Annotated in this window: 17 protein-coding genes; 10 read left to right on the top strand and 7 right to left on the bottom strand. The window is 72.2% G+C overall.

Annotated features, from left to right (window positions below; all coding sequences use genetic code 11):
• The first annotated feature begins 37 nt into the window (after window positions 1-37).
• The 3 genes from ACZ4AA_RS14845 (at window position 38) to ACZ4AA_RS14835 (ending at window position 5,052) form a co-directional block, all read left to right on the top strand.
• Window positions 38-661: a TetR/AcrR family transcriptional regulator gene (locus ACZ4AA_RS14845; protein WP_467601073.1), complete on the top strand. Its 624-nt coding sequence runs from the start codon at window positions 38-40 to the stop codon at window positions 659-661.
• 357 nt (window positions 662-1,018) lie between these two features.
• The gene (locus ACZ4AA_RS14840; RefSeq protein WP_467601071.1) at window positions 1,019-2,512 is read left to right on the top strand and encodes a 3' terminal RNA ribose 2'-O-methyltransferase Hen1; all 1,494 of its coding nucleotides are present in this window, start codon (window positions 1,019-1,021) and stop codon (window positions 2,510-2,512) included.
• On the top strand, window positions 2,509-5,052 hold the full coding sequence (locus ACZ4AA_RS14835) for a polynucleotide kinase-phosphatase (protein WP_467601069.1): 2,544 nt from the start codon (window positions 2,509-2,511) through the stop codon (window positions 5,050-5,052). The genes ACZ4AA_RS14840 and ACZ4AA_RS14835 overlap by 4 nt, the downstream gene beginning before the upstream one ends.
• A 234-nt stretch (window positions 5,053-5,286) precedes the next feature.
• Here ACZ4AA_RS14835 and ACZ4AA_RS14830 read toward each other — a convergent pair whose 3' ends face one another.
• Both ACZ4AA_RS14830 and ACZ4AA_RS14825 read right to left on the bottom strand, forming a co-directional pair.
• The gene (locus ACZ4AA_RS14830) at window positions 5,287-6,180 is read right to left on the bottom strand and encodes an NAD(+)/NADH kinase (RefSeq protein WP_467601067.1); all 894 of its coding nucleotides are present in this window, start codon (window positions 6,178-6,180) and stop codon (window positions 5,287-5,289) included.
• A complete protein-coding gene (locus tag ACZ4AA_RS14825) occupies window positions 6,177-7,256 on the bottom strand; it encodes an SPFH domain-containing protein (protein ID WP_467601065.1) in 1,080 nt (359 codons plus the stop codon). Before ACZ4AA_RS14825 ends, ACZ4AA_RS14830 begins: the two co-directional genes overlap by 4 nt.
• Window positions 7,257-7,420: 164 nt before the next feature.
• On the opposite strand from ACZ4AA_RS14825, the gene ACZ4AA_RS14820 reads away from it, so the two are divergent.
• Together ACZ4AA_RS14820 and argF are read left to right on the top strand one after the other, a co-directional pair.
• Window positions 7,421-8,644: an arginine deiminase gene (locus ACZ4AA_RS14820; protein ID WP_467601063.1), complete on the top strand. Its 1,224-nt coding sequence runs from the start codon at window positions 7,421-7,423 to the stop codon at window positions 8,642-8,644.
• Window positions 8,645-8,837: 193 nt separating this feature from the next.
• A complete protein-coding gene (argF, locus tag ACZ4AA_RS14815; RefSeq protein WP_467601061.1) occupies window positions 8,838-9,869 on the top strand; it encodes an ornithine carbamoyltransferase in 1,032 nt (343 codons plus the stop codon).
• On the opposite strand, the gene ACZ4AA_RS14810 is transcribed toward argF, so the two are convergent.
• Entirely contained in the window at window positions 9,866-10,306 is a 441-nt protein-coding gene (locus ACZ4AA_RS14810) for an ATP-binding protein (RefSeq protein WP_467601059.1), read from the bottom strand. The two genes, argF and ACZ4AA_RS14810, sit on opposite strands and share 4 nt — an antisense overlap.
• A gap of 396 nt (window positions 10,307-10,702) precedes the next feature.
• On the opposite strand from ACZ4AA_RS14810, the gene ACZ4AA_RS14805 reads away from it, so the two are divergent.
• Both ACZ4AA_RS14805 and ACZ4AA_RS14800 read left to right on the top strand, forming a co-directional pair.
• Window positions 10,703-11,530, top strand: coding sequence for an enoyl-CoA hydratase family protein (locus ACZ4AA_RS14805; protein WP_467601057.1), 828 nt, complete (start codon window positions 10,703-10,705; stop codon window positions 11,528-11,530).
• A 7-nt stretch (window positions 11,531-11,537) separates the two neighbouring features.
• Window positions 11,538-13,826, top strand: coding sequence for a bifunctional salicylyl-CoA 5-hydroxylase/oxidoreductase (locus ACZ4AA_RS14800; protein WP_467601055.1), 2,289 nt, complete (start codon window positions 11,538-11,540; stop codon window positions 13,824-13,826).
• Here the strand turns inward: ACZ4AA_RS14800 and ACZ4AA_RS14795 are convergent.
• Entirely contained in the window at window positions 13,816-14,664 is an 849-nt protein-coding gene (locus ACZ4AA_RS14795) for a PaaX family transcriptional regulator (RefSeq protein ID WP_467601053.1), read from the bottom strand. The genes ACZ4AA_RS14800 and ACZ4AA_RS14795 overlap by 11 nt on opposite strands.
• Window positions 14,665-14,679: 15 nt before the next feature.
• Window positions 14,680-16,428, bottom strand: coding sequence for an AMP-binding protein (locus tag ACZ4AA_RS14790; RefSeq protein WP_467601051.1), 1,749 nt, complete (start codon window positions 16,426-16,428; stop codon window positions 14,680-14,682).
• Between the two features lie 151 nt (window positions 16,429-16,579).
• Between ACZ4AA_RS14790 and ACZ4AA_RS14785 the strand changes: the two genes are divergently transcribed.
• Window positions 16,580-17,695 (top strand): acyl-CoA dehydrogenase family protein, encoded by a 1,116-nt coding sequence (locus ACZ4AA_RS14785; RefSeq protein WP_467601049.1) that lies wholly within the window; start codon window positions 16,580-16,582, stop codon window positions 17,693-17,695.
• Window positions 17,692-18,090, top strand: a complete 399-nt coding sequence (locus ACZ4AA_RS14780) for a RidA family protein (RefSeq protein ID WP_467601047.1) — start codon at window positions 17,692-17,694, stop codon at window positions 18,088-18,090. The genes ACZ4AA_RS14785 and ACZ4AA_RS14780 overlap by 4 nt, the downstream gene beginning before the upstream one ends.
• A 67-nt stretch (window positions 18,091-18,157) precedes the next feature.
• On the opposite strand, the gene ACZ4AA_RS14775 is transcribed toward ACZ4AA_RS14780, so the two are convergent.
• Complete coding sequence (locus ACZ4AA_RS14775; RefSeq protein ID WP_467601045.1) at window positions 18,158-18,352, bottom strand: DUF5999 family protein; 195 nt, start codon at window positions 18,350-18,352, stop codon at window positions 18,158-18,160.
• 379 nt (window positions 18,353-18,731) lie between these two features.
• Here ACZ4AA_RS14775 and ACZ4AA_RS14770 point away from each other — a divergent pair, with 379 nt between their 5' ends.
• The gene (locus ACZ4AA_RS14770; protein ID WP_467601043.1) at window positions 18,732-19,157 is read left to right on the top strand and encodes a DUF6299 family protein; all 426 of its coding nucleotides are present in this window, start codon (window positions 18,732-18,734) and stop codon (window positions 19,155-19,157) included.
• Between the two features lie 78 nt (window positions 19,158-19,235).
• On the opposite strand, the gene ACZ4AA_RS14765 is transcribed toward ACZ4AA_RS14770, so the two are convergent.
• On the bottom strand, window positions 19,236-20,765 hold the full coding sequence (locus ACZ4AA_RS14765) for a helix-turn-helix domain-containing protein (RefSeq protein ID WP_467601041.1): 1,530 nt from the start codon (window positions 20,763-20,765) through the stop codon (window positions 19,236-19,238).
• Window positions 20,766-20,900: the final 135 nt, after the last annotated feature.

Below are 20,900 nucleotides of genomic sequence, written 5' to 3'. Positions count from 1 at the left end.
GTTTCCCTGAGGCAAGCGGAGAACGTAAGCTGGGCTCATGACACAGGCGACCTCCACCGTGACCGCCGGTTCACCGACCCGGGACCGGCTGCTCGACGCCGCGGCCGAGCTCTTCTACCGCGAGGGCGTCGGCGTCGGTGTCGAGGCGCTGTGCCGGGTGGCCGGCGTGTCCAAGCGCTCGATGTACCAGCTGTTCGACAGCAAGGACGGCGTGCTGGCGGCGAGCCTGGAGCGCAGCGCGCCCGCCTACCTGGCGTTCCTGCTGCCCCCCGACGACGGCCGGCCGCCGCGTGAGCGCATCCTGCACGTCTTCGCGCGCCTTGAGGAGATGGCCGCCCGGCCGGACTTCCACGGCTGCCCCTTCGTGTCCGTGACCGCCGAGCTGAAGGCGCCGGATCACCCCGCGAGCCTGGTGGCCCGCCGCTGCAAGGACGCGCTGACCGCGTTCTTCCGGCAGGAGGCGGAGCTGGGCGGAGCCGGGGACCCCGAACTGCTCGCGCGCCAGCTGACCGTCGCCTTCGACGGATCGGGCGTCCGGGCCGTCATGCAGGGCCAGGGCCTGGACGGTCTCGCTCTCGCGACCGCCACCGCCCTGCTCACCGGCGCGGGCGTCGACGGCGCAGCCGCTGCCGGACACCGCGAACCGGGGACCTCCGACTGATGTCCGACTGACGTCGGGCGCTCCCCGGGGCGGCCCGCGGACCGGGTCCGGGCTGTCCCGGGCCGTCCACCGGTAAGCCACGGTCCCACCCCCGGGCTCGGCGAAAAACCGGGGGTCCACCTGGGGCGTTCGCTGTACGTTGTGGGGGCGCGCCGAGGGCAGGCGTCGCCCCTGCGGTCGGCCGCGGCGCGGCGTGGCCAACGGGCCGCGGAGCCCGCGGCGGAGCCGGGAGCGGCGACAGCCGGGGCGCGCTCGCCCACGCCGTGGCCCCTCGGTGTCCGGCGGTCGCGTACCGCGCACCGGCCGGACGACCCGCAGGGTCCCCGCGGCTCAGAGACGTTCCGAGGCAGACACACCGTGTTCCTGACGATCAGTACCACCGGTACCCCAGAGCGGCCCGCGACCGATCTCGGCTTTCTGCTGCACAAGCATCCCGACAAAGCGCAGCGGTTCTCGACCTCGCACGGAACGGCACACGTGCTGTACCCCGAGAGGACCGCCGAGCGGTGCACCGCCGCCCTGCTGCTCGAGATCGACCCGGTGGCGCTGGTCAGGCGCGGCAAGGGGAAGGGGCGCGGCGGAGCACCCGACGCGGCCCTCGCCCAGTACGTCAACGACCGCCCGTACGCGGCGTCCTCGCTGCTCGCCGTGGCGATCGGCGCCGTCTTCTCCAGCGCGATGAAGGGCCAGTGCGCGGCCCGCCCCGAGCTGCCGGCCGTGGCCAGACCGCTGCGCGTCGAGGTGCCCGCGCTGCCCGCTCGCGGCGGCGCCGGTGTCGTCCGCACGCTCTTCGAGCCGCTGGGCTGGACGGTGACGGCCGAGCCCGTGCCGCTCGACGAGCGCTTCCCGGAGTGGGGCGACTCCCGCTACGTACGCCTGGAACTGGAAGCCGAGGGTCTGACGCTCGCCGAGGCGCTGCGCCACCTCTATGTGCTGCTCCCCGTACTCGACGACGCCAAGCACTACTGGGTGTCGTCCGACGAGGTCGACAAGCTGCTGCGCGCCGGCGAGGGCTGGCTGCCGGGGCACCCGGAGCAGAAGCTGATCGCGGACCGCTATCTCGCCCGGCGCCGGTCGCTGACCCGGGAGGCGATGGAGCGGCTCGAACTCGCGCGGCTCGCCGAGGCCGACGACATCGCCGTCGAGCAGATCGACAACGCCGTCGACGAGGACGCCGACACCGAGGAGAAGCCGGTGCCGCTCGCCGTGCTGCGCCGGGACACGATCCTCGCCGCGCTGCACGCGTCCGGCGCGAGCCGGGTCCTCGATCTCGGCTGCGGACAGGGCCAGTTGGTACAGGCGCTGCTCAAGGACACCCGGTTCACCGACATCGTCGGGATGGACGTGTCCATACGCGCGCTCACCATCGCCTCGCGCCGCCTCAAGCTCGACCGCATGGGCGAGCGGCAGGCTTCCCGCGTCCAGTTGATCCAGGGTTCGCTCGCCTACACCGACCGCCGTCTCAAGGGCTACGACGCCGCCGTGCTCAGCGAGGTCGTCGAGCACCTCGACCTGCCCCGGCTGCCCGCCCTGGAGTACGCGGTGTTCGGTTCCGCCCGCCCGCGGACGGTCCTGGTGACGACACCGAACGTCGAGTACAACGTCCGCTGGGAGACCCTGCCGGCCGGACACTCCCGGCACGGGGACCACCGCTTCGAATGGACCCGCGAGGAGTTCCGCTCCTGGGCCCGCGCGGTGGCCGGACGGCACGGCTACGACGTGGAGTTCGCCCCCGTCGGCCTCGACGACCCCGAGGTCGGCCCGCCCACCCAGATGGCCGTCTTCACCCTGGCCGCGAACACGACCGGCACCACCGGCACCCCGAACACGAAGGAGGAGAAGGCAGCATGAGCGAGCAGACCGAACAGGGGCGCGTCCTGCCCGTCACCGATCTCTCCCTCGTGGTGCTGATCGGCGCCTCGGGCTCCGGCAAGTCCACTTTCGCCCGGCGGCACTTCAAGCCGACGGAGGTCATCTCCAGCGACTTCTGCCGGGGCCTGGTCGCCGACGACGAGAACGACCAGAGCGCCAGTGGCGACGCCTTCGACGTCCTGCACTACATCGCGGGCAAGCGGCTCGCGGCCGGACGCAGGACCGTCGTCGACGCCACCAGCGTCCAGCAGGACAGCCGCCGAAGCCTGATCGAACTGGCCAGGAAGTACGACGTGCTGCCCATCGCCGTCGTGCTCGACGTGCCCGAGGAGGTGTGTGCCGAGCGCAACGCGGCGCGCACCGACCGCGCCGGGATGCCCCGCCGCGTGATCCAGCGCCACATCCGCGAACTGCGGCGCTCGCTGCGCTCCCTGGAGCGGGAGGGCTTCCGCAAGGTGTACGTCCTGCGCGGGGTGACGGACATCGAGAAAGCGTCGGTGGTGACCGAGAGGCGGTTCAACGACCTGACCCACCTCACCGGCCCGTTCGACATCGTCGGCGACATCCACGGCTGCGCCTCCGAACTGGAGACCCTGCTCGGCAAGCTCGGCTACGTCGACGGCGTGCACCCCGAGGGCCGGACGGCCGTCTTCGTGGGCGACCTCGTCGACCGCGGTCCCGACTCGCCAGGCGTGCTGCGCCGGGTGATGTCCATGGTCGGTTCCGGCAATGCCCTGTGCGTGCCCGGCAACCACGAGAACAAGCTCGGCCGTTACCTCAAGGGCCGCCAGGTCCAGCACACGCACGGACTCGCCGAGACCATCGAGCAGATGGACCGGGAGAGCGAGGAATTCCGCGCCTCGGTAAGGGAGTTCGTCGACGGACTGGTCAGCCACTACGTCCTCGACGGCGGGCGCCTCGTCGTCTGCCACGCCGGCCTGCCCGAGAAGTACCACGGCCGCACCTCGGGCCGGGTGCGCTCGCACGCGCTGTACGGCGACACCACGGGGGAGACCGACGAGTTCGGGCTGCCCGTGCGCTACCCGTGGGCGGAGGACTACCGGGGCCGCGCCGCGGTCGTCTACGGCCACACCCCGGTCCCCAACGCCACCTGGCTCAACAACACCGTCTGCCTGGACACCGGCGCCGTGTTCGGCGGCAAGCTCAGCGCGCTGCGCTGGCCGGAGCGCGAGCTCGTCGACGTACCCGCCGAACGGGTCTGGTACGAGCCGGCCAAGCCGCTGGTCACCGAGGCGCCGGGCGGTCACGAGGGCCGTCCGCTGGACCTCGCGGACGTGCACGGCCGCAGGGCCGTCGAGACCCGGCACGCGGGCCGGGTGGCCGTCCGCGAGGAGAACGCGGCGGCGGCGCTGGAGGTCATGAGCCGCTTCGCGGTGGACCCCCGGCTGCTCCCGTACCTCCCGCCGACCATGGCACCGACCGCGACCTCGCACCTCGACGGCTATCTGGAGCACCCCGCCGAGGCGTTCGCCCAGTACCGGGAGGACGGGGTCGCCCGGGTCGTGTGCGAGGAGAAGCACATGGGGTCGCGCGCGGTCGCCCTGGTCTGCCGGGACGCCGAGGCGGCGCGCGAGCGGTTCGGCGTCGACGGCCCCACCGGGTCGCTGTACACCCGTACCGGCCGCCCCTTCTTCGGCGACGCCGCCGTCACCGAGGAGATCCTCGGCCGGGTGCGCGCCGCCGCGACGGAGGCCGGACTGTGGGAGGAGCTCGACACCGACTGGGTGCTGCTGGACGCCGAGTTGATGCCGTGGTCGCTGAAGGCGTCCGGGCTGCTGCGCAGTCAGTACGCCGCTGTCGGCGCCGCGTCCGGGGCGGTGTTCCCCGGTGTGCTGACCGCGCTCGAAGGGGTCGCGGCGCGGGGCGTCGATGTCGCGGAGCTGCTGACGCGCCAGCGTGAACGGGCAGCGGACGCACAGGCGTTCACGGAGGCGTACCGGCGCTACTGCTGGACGACGGACGGCCTCGACGGCGTCCGCCTCGCACCGTTCCAGATCCTGGCCGTCCAGGGCCGGAGCCTGGCCGGGCTGCCGCACGACGAGCAACTCGCCCTGATCGACCGGCTCGTGGAGAACGACGGGAGCGGACTGCTGCACACCACCCGGCGGCTCTTCGTCGACACCGGCGACCCGGAGTCGGTGCGGGCCGGGGTCGACTGGTGGCTGGAGATGACCGGCCGCGGGGGAGAGGGCATGGTCGTGAAGCCGGTCGGCGCGGTGGTGCGCGGTGCTCAGGGCCGCCTGGTGCAGCCCGGCATCAAGTGCCGGGGCCGCGAGTACCTGCGGATCATCTACGGCCCGGAGTACACGCGCCCGGAGAACCTCGCCCGGCTGCGCGGCCGCTTCCTCAACCACAAGCGGTCCCTGGCCATCCGCGAGTACGCCCTCGGCCTCGAAGCCCTGGACCGCCTGGCCGAGGGCGAACCCCTCTGGCGCGTCCACGAGGCGGTCTTCGGAGTCCTGGCCCTGGAATCCGAACCGGTGGACCCCCGCCTGTAGCCGGTCCACGCTCCTGACCCCGGTGGGGAGCCCGGCCCCGTCAGGGGCGCGAGGAACTGCGCGACAAGCCCCCACCGGGCCGGCGGCCGCATCTCAGCCCCGGTGGGGGCCCCGTCAGGGGCGCGAGGAACTGCGCGACAAGCCCCTACCGGGCCCGCAGCCATTCGGCACCATCGGGGCACGCACTCGACCCCGGCCGAGGAGACTCCGGTCAGGGCCCAGGGGCCAGAAACCTCAACCGACGAGGCGGAGCCGAACCCCGGCCACCCCCACGTGCACCGTCTGCCCCCACACCAGCTCCACCGCATCCCCCTCCATCCCGTCCCCGAACACGATGAGACGGTCCGACTCCACCGTGAGGGACAGCCGCCCGGCCCCGGAGAGCTCCCCGGCCACCAGCGAGGTCCCGGTGGCCGGCGAGGGCCAGGCCTCACGGACGAACCACAGCAGCCGCTCGTCCGTGGGCCCGGGCAGCGGCAACCGCTCCCCCCGCTCCTGCCAGACCGACCGGAGCCAGCCGGTGGCCCCGGTCCCGGTCCCCACCAGCACCCCGGAGGACGCCTGGGGCTCGACGGCACCCCCGTACTCGTCGAGCCCCAGCCGATAGCGGGCCGTCTGATGGCCCGCCGCCCCGAGATAGATCTCGTTGAGCGCGACCAGCCGCTGGGTGTCGTCGGCGACCGCCTCGACCATGGTCAGCTCGTCGGCGCTACCGCCGTGCGCCGAGGCGAGCAGCGCGCCCGCGTCGGCGGGCCGGTGCCGCACCAGGACGCCCGGATTGCGCCCGGGGTCGGTGTCGATCCCCACCACCGGCTGTCCTTCGAGGTACTTGGCGACGTTCGCGACCAGCCCGTCCTGCCCGACCACGACGATCACGTCCTCCGGCGCGAACAGGAAGCGGTCCAGGTCGGCCCGCTCCACCCGTGCCTGACGCCAGGTCAGCGGAATGGCCGACACGACCGCGGCGAGCGCCTCGCGGACGTGCTGGTGCCGCTCGTACACCTCGGCGATGTCCCGGCCGCGCGAGGTCAGGTAGAACGCCGCCTGCCCGTGCGTGCCATGACGAGCCGTCAACTCCTCGTACTCGGTGGTCCGGTGGACGAGGACGACCCGGGGCGCGAGGCTCACGCCGATTCCCCGGCGGCCCCGTTGCCCAGTTTGGCGAGCAGCCCGGTCAGGACGTCGGGCGAGATGGTGAGGTTCTCGATCCGCGGCAGGTTCTCCGCGAGCCGGCTGCCGGTCAGGGCGTGCAGCGTGGCGGCGTCGACCTCGGCGTGGACCCGCAGCCAGGCCGCCTGCGCCTCGGCCCGTGCGGCGCCGACCTCGCGCTCCGCCTGCGCCTCGGCCCCCGCGAGCCGCACCTTGCGGGTGGCCTCCGCCTCGGCGAGCCGCAGCGACCGGGTGGCCTCCGCCTCGGCCAGCCGGACCGTCCGGGCCGCCTCCGCACCGGCGCGCACCGCGTCCGCCGCCGCGAGCTCCTCGGCCTCGCGGCGCGCGTTCGTGCCCTGTTGGTCGACCAACTGCTCCTCGCGCCGGGCGAGTTCGATCCGGCTGGCGAGTTCGTTCTCGGCGATGGCCCGCTCCCGCTCGACGGCGACCGCCCGGCGTTCGTACGTCGCCTTGTCCGCGTCCTGCTGGATCTGCTCCCGGGCGGGGGTGCGCAGCGCCCGCTCCACCTCGGGCTCGGGCCGCAGCGCCACGACCCGTACCGCGACCACCTCGATGCCCGTCGCGGGCAGCCGGGGTTCGGCGGCGAGGCCGCCCGCGATCCGCTCCCGTACCGCCGCGACGCCGTCGACCAGGGCGGAGGCCAGTGTCGTGCGGGCCAGGACGGCGAGCGCGTGCTGCTGTGCCGTCTCGGTCAGCAGCGAGCCCAGCTGTTCCAGCGGAGTGCCGCGCCAGGCACCGGAGTCGGGGTCTATGGAGAAGTCGATGCGGGAGGCCGCGACGGCGGGGTCGCTGATCCGGTATGTCACGGTCGCCTGCACCGCCACGTCCTGGAAGTCGGACGTACGGGCGTGGAAGGTCATCGCCAACTCGCGGTCGTCGACCGGGACTTCGGAGAGCGCCGCGGTCAGTGAGCGGTACCAGAAGCTGAGTCCGGGCCCGTCGTGGGCCAACTCTCCCGACTTGTGGTGCCGGACATGGGCGGTGGGCGCCCCGCGCAGATGGCGCCAGCCGAGGCGTCGCGTGATGTCGGCCATGAGTACCCCCTCGGCGCCGGGCGGTCCCGGCGGCTGCGCTCACTCGTTGTCGTCATCGAGACGATAATAGAGAGGACCGCTTATCGTCAAGGGGACGAAATGAAAGGGGTGCGACCCTGGGCGATCCACGGGTGAACACGCGTCCGGATGGTCAGGATGGAGGCATGGGATTCCATGTCGACTCCGAGGCCGGGCGGTTGCGCCGCGTCATCCTGCACCGGCCCGATCTCGAGCTCAAAAGGCTCACCCCCAGCAACAAGGACGCGCTCCTCTTCGACGACGTGCTGTGGGTGCGCCGGGCGCGCGCGGAACACGACGGATTCGCCGACGTACTGCGCGACCGTGGGGTCACCGTCCATCTGTTCGGTGACCTGCTCGCCGAGACCCTGGCGATCGGGGCGGCCAGATCGCTCGTCCTGGACCGGGTCTTCGACGAGAAGGAGTACGGACCGCTCGCCACCGACCACCTCCGGGCCGCCTTCGAGGCGATGCCCGCGGCCGAGCTGGCGTCCGTGCTCGTCGGCGGCATGACCAAGCGCGAGTTCCTGGACGCGCACGCGGAACCCACCTCGGTGCGCTTCCATGTCATGGACCTCGACGACTTCCTCCTGCGCCCGCTGCCCAACCATCTCTTCACCCGTGACACCTCCGCCTGGATCTACGACGGGGTCTCCATCAACGCCATGCGCTGGCCGGCCCGGCAGCGCGAGACCGTGCACTTCGAGGCGATCTACCGGCATCACCCGCTGTTCCGCGAGGAGGGCTTCAACCTCTGGTCGGAGGGGCAGGCGGACTACCCCTCCACCATCGAGGGCGGTGACGTCCTCGTCATCGGCAACGGCGCCGTGCTCATCGGCATGAGCGAGCGGACGACGCCCCAGGCCGTCGAGATGCTCGCGCACAAGCTGTTCGCGGCCGGTTCGGCCCGCACCATCGTGGCCCTCGACATGCCCAAGCGGCGTGCGCTCATGCACCTCGACACCGTGATGACGATGGTCGACGGCGACATCTTCACGCAGTACGCCGGGCTCGGCATGCTCCGCTCCTACACCATCGAGCCGGGCGCGGGGGACAAAGAACTGAAGGTCACCGACCATCCCCCGGAGCACATGCACCGCGCCATCGCCGCGGCGCTCGGCCTCAACGAGATCCGGGTGCTCACCGCCACGCAGGACGTCCACGCGGCCGAGCGGGAGCAGTGGGACGACGGCTGCAACGTCCTGGCCGTCGAGCCGGGCGTCGTCATCGCCTACGAGCGCAACTCCACCACCAACACCCATCTGCGCAAGCAGGGCATCGAGGTGATCGAGATCCCGGGCAGTGAACTGGGCCGGGGCAGGGGAGGCCCCCGCTGTATGAGCTGCCCCGTCGAACGCGACCCGGTCTGAGGAGCCTGTTCTGAGGGAGCCTGTTCTGAGGGGGGCCGGTCCGACGGGGCCCGGTCCGAGGGGTCCCCGTGGGCCGAAGGGCGGGGGCCCGGTGTGCGGAGTCGAACGACAGATCGCATATAAATTCTGAGCTTCGTATAGAATTCCAGATGTCCGGTCCCGTCCTCGTCCCCGTCATCCCTGGAGCGCCCCCATGGCGACAGTCCCGACCGCCCTCGCCGGCCGTCACTTCCTCAAGGAGCTGGACTTCACGGAGGAGGAGTTCCTCGGCCTGGTCGAGCTGGCCGCCGAGCTCAAGGCGGCCAAGAGGGCCGGGGCGGAGACCCGGTATCTGCACGGCAGGAACATCGCGCTGATCTTCGAGAAGACCTCGACCCGCACCCGCTGTGCCTTCGAGGTCGCGGCCGCGGACCAGGGTGCCTCGACGACGTATCTGGACCCGGTCGGCTCGCAGATCGGTCACAAGGAGTCGGTGAAGGACACCGCCCGTGTGCTCGGCCGTATGTTCGACGCCATCGAGTACCGCGGCGACAGCCAGGCCGCGGTGGAGGAGCTGGCCGCCCACGCCGGAGTGCCGGTCTACAACGGCCTCACCGACGACTGGCACCCCACGCAGATGCTGGCCGACGTCCTCACGATGGCCGAGCACTGTGCCCGGCCGGTCGGCGAGATCGCCTTCGCCTATCTGGGTGACGCCCGTTTCAACATGGGCAACTCGTATCTGATCACCGGCGCGCTGCTCGGCATGGATGTGCGGATAGTGGCCCCCCAGGCCTACTGGCCGGCCGACGACATCGTCGCGAAGGCCCGCGAACTCGCCGGGAAGAGCGGCGGCACCGTCACCCTCACCGAGCACGTGGGCGAGGGCGTGCGGGGCGCCGACTTCGTGGCCACCGACGTCTGGGTCTCCATGGGGGAGCCCAAGGAGGTGTGGGCCGAGCGCATCGGCGCCCTCGTCCCGTACGCCGTGACCATGGACGTGCTGCGGGCCACCGGGAACCCGGACGTCAAGTTCCTGCACTGCCTGCCGGCCTTCCACGACCTCGGCACCCAGGTCGGCCGTGACCTGTACGAGGCGCACGGACTCGACTCGCTGGAGGTCACCGACGAGGTCTTCGAGTCGGCGCACTCCGTCGTGTTCGACCAGGCCGAGAACCGGCTGCACACCATCAAGGCGATCATGGTCGCCACCCTCGGCCGCGCACCCTTGGCGGGCAGGCCCTAAAGCACGGGCTGCCGCTGGGCGGGGATCACCGGCAGCCGGAACCAGACCGCCTTGCCGGAGTCCGTGGGGCGGTGCCCGCACGCGGAACTGAGGGCGCGCAGCAGCAGCAGACCGCGCCCGTGCTCCTGCCAGGGGTCCGGTTCACCGGGCGGATGCGGGAGGGTGAGGTCGGCCGGAGGCGCGGGGTCGGGGTCGTGCACCTCGACCCGGCAGCCGGTCGGCATCAGCTCCACGACCAGCTCTATCGGTCCGTCGCCCGCGGTGTGCTCCACGGCGTTGGCGACCAGCTCCGCGGTGAGCAGCTCGGCGGTGTCGGTGTCCGCCGCGTGCTCCCGGTCCGCGAAGGCCCTGCGGACCAGGGCGCGGGCCACCGGCACGGCCGCGAAGCTGTGCGGCAGCGCGATGCGCCAGAAGGCGGGTGCTGGGGTGTCGTGCAAGTCGCGTCCGTTCGTGGAGCAGGCTGTCCTGCTGACAACCTTAGGAATGGTACGGCCACGCCGGGGAAACGCGCGCGGTGGGCTTTCTCGGGACATCGTCCGAAGTGTTCCCCGGCGGCCGGGGCCTCCTTTCGGGACGTTCGGTCCGATACGGGCTGTGTACCCGGACGAACGGTCCTCTTCCCGCGTCCGCTCCCGTCGTTACGCGCCTGTCGAAATTCCGTGACGCGGTGACGGACCGACCGCCCGACCAGTCGCCCGACCGGTCGTTCGACTGATCCGACGCTCCCGGCGTCACGATCGCCCTATCGCGCGCTCGTGACGACAGTCACGAACAAGTGATAAATTGACGGGACAGCCGTACAGCGTCGCCCCCGCCCTAGGAGGCCGCCCGCCATGAGTCCCTTCACCGGCTCCGCCGGCCGCACCGCCGACTGGCAGCATCTGAGGTACGAGTTCACCGACGGCGTCGCCACGGTCACCCTGGCCCGCCCCGAGAAGCTCAACGCGCTCACCTTCGGCGCCTACGCGGACCTGCGGGACCTGCTCGCCGAGCTGTCCCGCGAGCGGTCCGTGCGCGCCCTGGTGCTCGCGGGCGAGGGCCGCGGATTCTGCTCCGGCGGCGACGTCGACGAGATCATCGGCGCGACCCTCTCCATGGACACCGCGCAGCTCCTCGACTTCAACCGGATGACCGGGCAGGTCGTCAGGGCCGTACGGGAGTGCCCGTTCCCGGTGATCGCCGCCGTGCACGGGGTGGCCGCGGGCGCCGGAGCCGTGCTGGCACTGGCCGCGGACTTCCGGGTGGCCGACCCCAGTGCCCGCTTCGCCTTCCTCTTCACCCGGGTCGGACTGTCCGGCGGCGACATGGGCGCGGCCTATCTGCTGCCCCGCGTGGTCGGGCTCGGCCACGCGACCCGGCTGCTGATGCTCGGCGAACCGGTGCGCGCGCCCGAGGCCGAGCGCATCGGACTGATCAGCGAACTCACCGACGAGGGGCATGCCGACGAGGGCGCCCAGGCGCTGGCCCGCCGCCTCGCCGACGGCCCGGCACTCGCGTACGCCCAGACCAAGGCGCTGCTCACCGCCGAACTCGACATGCCGCTGGCGGCCGCCGTCGAACTGGACGCGGCGACCCAGGCCCTGCTCATGAACGGCGAGGACTACGGCGAGTTCCACGCGGCCTTCACGGAGAAGCGGGCCCCGAAGTGGCGGGGGAGGTGAGCCCGGGATGCCGGTGAGCGGTGGTGCGGCACGGGTCGCGGTGATCGGCGGAGGTCCCGGCGGACTGTATGCCGCAGCCCTCCTCAAACGCCTGGACCAGGACCGGGAGATCACCGTCTGGGAGCGCAACGCGCCCGACGACACCTTCGGCTTCGGTGTCGTCCTCTCGGACGAGACCCTGGGGGGCATCGAGCACGCCGACCCGGTCGTGTACGCGGCGCTCCAGGCCGAGTTCGTCCGCTGGGACGACATCGACATCGTGCACCGAGGAGTGCGGCACACCTCCGGCGGCCACGGTTTCGCCGCGCTCGGGCGGCGTCGGCTCCTGGAGATCCTGCACGAACGCTGCCGTTCGCTCGGCGTCGACCTGCGCTTCACGTCCGAGGCCCCGCCCGTGGACGAACTGATGACGGCGTACGACCTCGTCGTCGCCGCCGACGGCGTCCACAGCCTCACGCGCGCGGCCCACGCGGAGGTGTTCGAGCCGTCCGTGGAGGAGCACCGCTGCCGCTACATCTGGCTCGCCGCCGACTTCGCCTTCGACGCCTTCCGCTTCGAGATCGCCGAGACCGAACACGGCGTGATGCAGCTCCACGGCTACCCGTACGCGGCCGATGCCTCCACCGTCATCATCGAGATGCGCGAAGAGGTCTGGCGGGCCTCGGGGTTCGCGGACCTCGGTGAGGAGGAATCCGTCGAGCGGTGCGGCAAGATCTTCACGGACGCCCTCGGCGGACGCCCCCTGCGCGCCAACAAGTCCGCCTGGACGACGTTCCGGACGATCGTCAACGACCGCTGGTCGCACGGCAATCTGGTCCTGCTCGGCGACGCGGCCCATACCGCCCACTTCTCCATCGGCTCCGGCACCAAGCTCGCCGTCGAGGACGCCCTCGCACTGGCCGCCTGCCTGGAGGAACAGCCGTCACTGGAGATGGCGTTGACGGCCTACGAGGAGGAGCGCCGCCCGGTCGTCGCCTCCACGCAGCGGGCCGCCCGCGCCAGCCTCGACTGGTTCGAGAACCTGGACCGCTATCTCGGCCAGCCCACCCGGCAGTTCGCGTTCAACCTCCTCACCCGCAGCCGTCGCGTCACGCACGACAACCTGCGGCTGCGCGATCCGCGCTTCGTGGCCGCGGTCGAGCGGGAGTTCCGCTGCCCGCCGGGCACCCCGCCGATGTTCACCCCGTTCCGGCTGCGCGGCCTGACCCTGCGCAACCGGGTCGTGGTCTCACCGATGGACATGTACTCGGCCGTGGACGGCGTCCCCGGCGACTTCCATCTCGTCCACCTGGGCGCCCGCGCCCTGGGCGGAGCGGGACTGGTCATGACCGAGATGGTGTGCGTCAGCGCCGAGGGGCGCATCACGCCCGGCTGCGCCGGCCTCTACACCGCGCGCCAGGCCGAATCCTGGCGCCGGATAGTGGACTTCACCCACCGTCAGGCACCCGGCAGCGCGATCGGCCTCCAGCTCGGCCACGCGGGCCGCAAGGGCTCCACCCGGCTGATGTGGGAGGGCATCGACGAACCCCTGCCGGACGGCAACTGGCCGCTCGTGGCCGCCTCCCCGCTCCCGTACAAGCCGGGCGGCCAGACGCCCCGCGAACTGTCGCGGGCCCAGCTCACCGATCTGCGCGAGCAGTTCACCGCGGCCGCCTGCCGTGCCGCCCGCTGCGGTTTCGACCTCCTCGAACTGCACTGCGCCCACGGCTATCTGCTCTCCGGCTTCCTCTCCCCGCTGACCAACCTGCGCACCGACGCGTACGGCGGCTCCCTGGAGAAGCGGCTGCGCTTCCCGCTCGAAGTCTTCGACGCCGTACGGGCGGTGTGGCCCGCGGAACGGCCGATGACCGTCCGCATCTCCGCCACCGACTGGGCCGAGGGCGGGACCACGGGGGACGACGCGGTGGCCATCGCCCGGGCCTTCGCCGCGCACGGAGCCGACGCGGTGGACGTGTCGACCGGCCAGGTCGTGGCCGACGAACGCCCCGAGTACGGCCGCTCGTACCAGACGCCCTACGCGGACCGGATCCGCCACGGGACCGGCCTCCCGGTGATCGCCGTCGGCGCCATCTCCTCCTGGGACGACGTCAACTCCCTGATCCTGGCCGGGCGTACGGACCTGTGCGCGCTCGCCAGACCGCATCTGTACGACCCGAACTGGACGCTGCACGCGGCCGCCGAACAAGGCTACGAGGGGCCCGGCGCCGACTGGCCGGCGCCCTACCGCGCGGGCAGCCGCCGCCCCCAGACCGGCCGCACCGACGCCCCCAAACCCCGCCTCACCCTCAGTACGTGACGGTGTCCGGGTGCCCCGGCCACGGGGGCACCCCGGCGAACTCCGCGCCCGCGTCCCGCAGCCGCTCGTGCAGCGCCCGGAACACGGTGGACGAGCGAGCGCCGGGCCAGTCGTCGGGGAGCAGGGCCGCGGGCAACCCCGGGTCGGTGTACGGGAGATGGCGCCAGGAGTCCAGAGCGAGCAGATAGTCGCGGTAGGCCTCCTCCGGCGGGGTGTCCGTCCGCTCCTCCCAGGCGCGCAGCACGGGCGCGTGCCGGCCGAGGAACGCCTCGTGCTCCTTGGCGATCGAGGTCAGGTCCCACCAGCGCGCCACCGCGTCCGCCGTGGCGGCGTACCCCAGGTGCTCACCGCGGAACAGTTCCACGTACCCGTCGAGCCGTAGCCGTTCCAGGGTGTGCCGGGTCTCCTCGTACAGCCGCGCCGGGGCGATCCACACCCCGGGAGCGGCCGTGCCGAACCCGAGTCCGGCCAGCCGCGAGCGCAGGACGTGGCGCTTCTGCCGCTCCGACTCGGGCACCGAGAAGACGGCGAGCACCCAGCCACCGTCCTTCGGGGGCACGGTCGCGTACACCCTGCGGTCGCCGTCGTCGAGCAACTGCCGTGCGTCCGGCGACAACGCGTAGCCCGCGGAGCCCGCCGCGGTGCGCGCCGGCTCCAGCAGTCCGCGGCGCTTGAGCCGGGACACGGACGAGCGCACCGAGGGAGCGTCCACGCCGACGGCGGCGAGGAGCCTGATCAGCTCGGCCACCGGCACCGGGCCGGGGGCGAAACGGCCGTAGGCGCCGTAGAAGGTGACGATGAGGGACCGGGGGGCGTGGTGCTCTGACACGTTGATCACTCTAGTGGGCCAAGATCACTTGGGATCGCCGCTCGCGGGCGAGCCGCCGTCGGCAGCGGGGTCGGCGGCCTCGGGCACCGGCGCCGGCGCGGTGCCCGTAGCGTTGCCGGCGGGATCGCCGGAACGGTTCTCCTCGCGCAGTCTGAACCGTTGCAGCTTTCCCGTCGCGGTGCGTGGCAGCGCGTCCAGGAAGACGATCTCGCGGGGGCATTTGTACGGCGCCAGCTCGGACTTGAGGAAGGCGCGCAGCGCGTCGACGTCCCGGTGGGCACCCTCCCTGAGCACGGTGTAGGCGACCACGATCTGCCCGCGCGCCTCGTCGGACCGTCCGACCACGGCCGTCTCCACGACGTCGGGGTGCCGCAGCAGCGCGTCCTCGACCTCGGGTCCCGCGATGTTGTACCCCGCCGAGATGATCATGTCGTCCGCGCGGGCGACATAGCGGAAGTACCCGTCGGGGTCGCGCACATAGGTGTCACCGGTGATGTTCCAGCCGTCGCGCACGTACTCCCGCTGCCGGGGGTCGGCGAGATAGCGGCAGCCGACAGGACCGCGCACGGCGAGCAGACCGGGTTCGCCGTCCGGCACCGGTGTCCCGTCCGCGTCGACCACGCGCGCCTGCCAGCCGGGCACCGGCACCCCCGTCGTGCCGGGGCGGATGTCCCCGTCGGCGGCGGAGATGAAGATGTGCAGCAGCTCGGTGGCGCCTATGCCGTTGATGATGCCGAGCCCGGTGCGCTCGCTCCAGTCCCGCCAGGTCGCGGCGGGCAGGTTCTCACCGGCGGACACACAGCGCCGCAGCGACCCGATGTCGTGCCCGTCCGTCTCCGCCAGCTCCGCCAGCATCGCCCGGTAGGCGGTCGGCGCGGTGAACAGGACGGAGACCCGGTGCTCGGCGATCGCGGGCAACAGCTGCTTGGGGCCCGCCTGTTCGAGCAGCAGCGAGCACGCCCCGGCGCGCAGCGGGAAGACCACGAGACCGCCGAGCCCGAACGTGAAGCCGAGCGGGGGACTGCCCGCGAAGACGTCGTCCTCGCGCGGGCGCAGCACATGCTCAGAGAACGTGTCCGCGATCGCCAGCACATCGCGGTGGAAGTGCGTACAGCCCTTGGGCCGTCCGGTGGTGCCCGAGGTGAAGGCGATCAGCGCCACGTCGTCGGCGGCCGTGTCCACCGCGTCGAAGGGCCCGTCGGGGGCGCCGGTGATCCGCAGCAGCAGATCGTCGGGCGCGTCACCGCCGTACGTCGTCACCCGCAGCCCGGGGACCTCCGCCTTGACCAGGTCGTCGACGGAGCGCACGTCGCACAGGGCGTGCGTCACCCGCGCGATCCCGCACATCGTGCTCAGTTCGTGCGACCGCTGCTGCGCCAGCACCGTGACGGCGACCGCGCCCGCCTTCAGCACCGCCAGCCAGCAGGCCGCCAGCCACGGCGTGGTCGGACCGCGCAGCAGCACCCGGTTGCCCGGGACGACGCCCAGCTCTCCGGTCAGCACATGGGCGATCCGGTCGACCCGGGCGCGCAGCTGCCCGTAGGTCCAGGGCGCCCCGGACGGCGTACGGAACACCGGGCGGCCGGCGTCGGTGTCCGCGAGGAGCTCGACGGCGCAGTTGAGCCGGGCGGGGTAGCGCAGCCCGGGAAGGTCGAAGCGGAGGTCGGGCCACTGGCCGGGGGGCGGCAGATGGTCGCGCGCGAAGGTGTCGACGTGGGCCGAGCGTGCCGGCCCCGGGGTGGCTGCGGGATCCAGGGGATCCACAAGGTCCATGGCGTCTCGCCCCCTTGCCTTGATGGGCTGCCTCGATGGCCGTCGTGGTGGGCGTCGTGGTGGGCTCGCACAAGGAGCGTATCGTGTTGGTGACGACAGTCAACGGTTCGCGATAACGTGGGTGCCGTCCGATGGGGAGAGGGGACGGGCAATGACCGCATTCTCGCTCGATCCGGGGCAGACCGCCTGGTGTGCCGAGCTGCGCGCGCTGGCCGCGGACCACCTGCGCCACCTGGCCGACAAGGGCGAGCCCGGCCGGGTCAACCGGCCGCTCGTCACCGCACTCGGCCGGCTCGGCCTGCTCTCCCGGCTGTTCTCCTCCGGCGCCCTCGATCTGTGTCTGATGCGCGAGTCGCTGGCCCAGGTCTGCACCGAGGCCGAGACCGCCCTGGCCCTCCAGGGACTCGGCGCGCATCCCGTCCACGCGTACGGCACCGCGGCCCAGCGCGCCCACTGGCTGCCCCGGGTCACCGAGGGCGACGCCGTGGCGGCCTTCGCGCTCAGCGAGCCCGGCGCCGGTTCGGACGCGGCCGCCCTGGCACTCCGGGCGGACGAGGACGGCACCGGCGGCTGGCGGCTCACCGGCGAGAAGTGCTGGATCTCCAACGCCCCGGAGGCAGACCTCTACACCGTCTTCGCCCGCACCACACCCGACGCCGGCGCCCGCGGTGTCACCGCCTTCCTCGTCCCCGCCGACCGCCCAGGACTCACCGGCACCCCGCTCGACATGCTCTCCCCGCACCCCATCGGCGCCCTCGCCTTCGACGCCGTACCCGTCACACCGGACGACGTCCTCGGTGAGAGGGGCCACGGGTTCCGGGTCGCGATGGGCACCCTCAACCTCTTCCGCCCGAGCGTGGGCGCCTTCGCCGTCGGCATGGCGCAGGCCGCGCTGGACGCCACTCTCGAACACACGGCACGGCGCGAGGCGTTCGGCGGCCCGCTGAAGGACCTCCAGACCGTCTCCCACCAGGTCGCCGAGATGGCAGTGCGCACCGAGGCCGCCCGCCTCATGGTGTACGCGGCCGCGGCGGCGTACGACGAGGGGGCGGCGGACGTGCCCCGGCGGGCGGCGATGGCCAAGCTCCTCGCGACCGAGACGGCTCAGTACGTCGTCGACGCGGCCGTCCAACTGCACGGCGCCCGTGCCCTGCGCCGGGGTCATCTCCTCGAACACCTCTACCGCGAGGTGCGCGCGCCACGAATCTACGAAGGCGCCAGCGAGGTCCAACGAACCATCATCGCCAAGGAGTTGTACCGCGCATGACCGCCGAGCGCGTCAATCCGCCCGAACTCTCCCCGGCCACCGGGTTCTCCCACGCCGTCGTCGCCACCGGCTCCCGGATCGTCTTCCTGGCCGGGCAGACCGCGCTGGACGACGGCGGGAAGGTGGTGGGGGAGACCCTGCCCGAGCAGTTCGAGAGGGCGCTGGCCAATCTGCTGACCGCGCTGCGCGCGGCGGGCGGTACTCCCGCGGACCTCGCCCGGGTCACGGTCTATGCCACGGACGTCGCCGACTACCGCGCGCACGCCGCCGAACTGGGCGGCATCTGGCGCCGGTCGGCCGGTCGCGACTACCCGGCGATGGCCGTCGTCGGCGCCGTGCGCCTGTGGGACGAACAGGCCCTGGTCGAACTCGACGGCTTCGCCGTGCTGGCCTAGGAGGGCGGGGCGGCCCGGGCCGTACCCGGTCCGGGCGGTCGTCGGGGGACCCGCGGTCCGGCCGAGCTCAGGCCGCGACGGTCAGCCGGTCGGCGAACACCCGGTGGGGCGCGACGACGCGTCCGTCGGGGAGCAGTTCACCGCTGTCGTCGAAGACGATCGCTCCGTCGCACAGGAGCTTCCAGCCCTGCTCGGGGTGGGCCGAGACGATGTGCGGGGCGGCTGCGTCGGCGGACGGGCACGAGGACCGGTGTGAGCACATGGTGCACCTCCACGGGGGATGCGAAGAGTGTCGGCGGCGCTGTCGTCGCCCTCGCATGACCAGAAGATGCGCGCACGGCGAACCGAGTGGAACCCCTGGCCGGAAAGCGTGACAACACGAGGACAACTCTCGGACGCCCCCGGGACGGACGGAGCCGACCCGCGACCGACCCACGGCGCGGCATCGGCCCCCACCGCCGAAGCGACAGCGGCACCGGCCCCCACCGCCGACGAAGCGGCACCGGCACCTGCCCCTGCCCTCCACCGCCGAAGGAGCCCCGCCAACTCGCCACCAAAGGGGTGATGATCACCGGCCTCGGGGCGCTGGACCGGTACCTGTTGAGCGCCCTGTGCAGGTCCCCGCTCCAAGGAGGTATCCCATGGTGTTCCGCCAGGCCGTCGGCACGGCCGCCGGTGCCGCGCTGCTCCTGCTCCTCGCCCCGTCCGCCGTCGCCCTGTCCGCCTCGTCCGAGGAGGTGACCGTGAACCCGACCGGCACGCTCGCGGCCGACGGCACCGTCACCCTCTCCGGCACCTACCGCTGCACCGGCGCCTCCGGCCCCGTCTTCGTGTCCTCCTCGCTCTCCCAGGGCGATCCCCGGGTCAACCAGGGCATCGGCGGCACGACGGCACTCTGCGACGGCGCCGAGCACACCTGGACCAACGCGGCGAAGGCCGTCCCGGACAGCCTCAAGGCGGGCGCGGCCCACGTCCAGGCCACGGTCATGGAACTGAGCGCCACCGGCCTCCCCCTCCCCACCTTCCACGCGGTACGGGACCAGGACGTCACGCTCGTACAGGGCTGAGCGAGAACGCCGACGCGCCCTGCCGGACCCTCGGGTGAGCGGGTCCGGCAGGGCGCGTCGGCGTTCTCGCTCAGTGGCTCAGATGTCCCGGAAGATCTCGATCTGCGCGCCGATCGAGTTCAGGCGCTCCGCGAGGTCCTCGTAACCGCGGTTGATGACGTACACGTTCCGCAGCACCGAGGTCCCGTCGGCCGCCATCATCGCGAGCAGCACGACCACGGCGGGCCGCAGCGCGGGCGGGCACATCATCTCGGCGGCCCGCCAGCGGGTCGGGCCCTCGACGAGCACCCGGTGCGGGTCGAGCAGCTGGAGCCGGCCGCCGAGGCGGTTGAGGTCCGTCAGGTAGATCGCCCGGTTGTCGTAGACCCAGTCGTGGATCAGCGTCTGGCCCTGCGCGGTGGCCGCGATGGCCGCGAAGAACGGGACGTTGTCGATGTTCAGGCCCGGGAACGGCATCGGGTGGATCTTGTCGATGGGCGCCTCCAGCTTGGAGGGCCGCACCGTCAGGTCGATCAGCCGCGTACGGCCGTTGTCGGCGAAGTACTCGGGCGTGCGGTCGTGGTCGAGGCCCATCTCCTCCAGGACCGCGAGCTCGATCTCCAGGAACTCGATCGGCACCCGGCGGACCGTCAGCTCCGACTCGGTGACCACGGCGGCGGCGAGCAGGCTCATCGCCTCGACCGGGTCCTCCGAGGGCGAGTAGTCCACGTCGACGTCGATGTTCGGCACGCCGTGCACGGTGAGCGTCGTGGTGCCGATGCCCTCCACCCGTACGCCCAGGGTCTCCAGGAAGAAGCACAGGTCCTGGACCATGTAGTTGGAGGAGGCGTTGCGGATGACCGTGACGCCGTCGTGGCGGGCGGCGGCGAGCAGCGCGTTCTCGGTGACCGTGTCCCCGCGCTCGGTCAGCACGATCGGCCGTCCGGGCGTGACGGACCGGTCGACGCGGGCGTGGTACAGGCCCTCGGTGGCGGCGATGTCGAGGCCGAACCGGCGCAGCGCGATCATGTGCGGCTCGATGGTGCGGGTGCCGAGGTCGCAACCGCCCGCGTAGGGCAGCTTGAAGGCCTCCAGGCGGTGCAGCAGCGGGCCGAGGAACATGATGATGGACCGCGTGCGGATGGCGGCCTCGTGGTCGATCGACTCCATGTCGAGCTCGTTCGGGGGCACGATCTCCAAGTCGACGCCGCCGTTGATCCACCGGGTGCGGACGCCGATCGAGCTGAGGACCTCCAGAAGGCGGTAGACCTCCTCGATCCGGGCCACCCGGCGCAGCACCGTGCGCCCCTTGTTCAGGAGCGTGGCGCACAGCAGGGCGACACAGGCGTTCTTACTGGTCTTGACGTCGATCGAGCCGGACAGACGACGCCCGCCCACCACCCGCAGATGCATCGGACCCGCATACCCGAGCGAGACGATCTCGCTGTCCAGCGCCTCACCGATGCGGGCGATCATCTCAAGGCTGATGTTCTGGTTGCCGCGCTCGATGCGGTTGACGGCGCTCTGACTTGTGCCGAGCGCCTCGGCGAGCTGCGACTGTGTCCAGCCCCGGTGTTGCCGGGCGTCACGGATGAGCTTGCCGATGCGTACGAGGTAGTCGTCTGCCATGGCGCGACCGTATATCGGATGTGAGATAAAGAAAAATGGAGCGCCGCCTTCCGGGTGGTGTGCGTCACCAGGCGGTGTTCGAGGGGCAGTTCGGGCGCCCCGCACCGGTGCGGCGACGGGGTCCATGGCGTGCCG

Source organism: Streptomyces sp. NPDC024698, assembly GCF_055559015.1.
The sequence above is the reverse complement of the archived record's forward strand: the minus strand, read 5'-3'. Positions and strand labels throughout refer to the sequence as shown.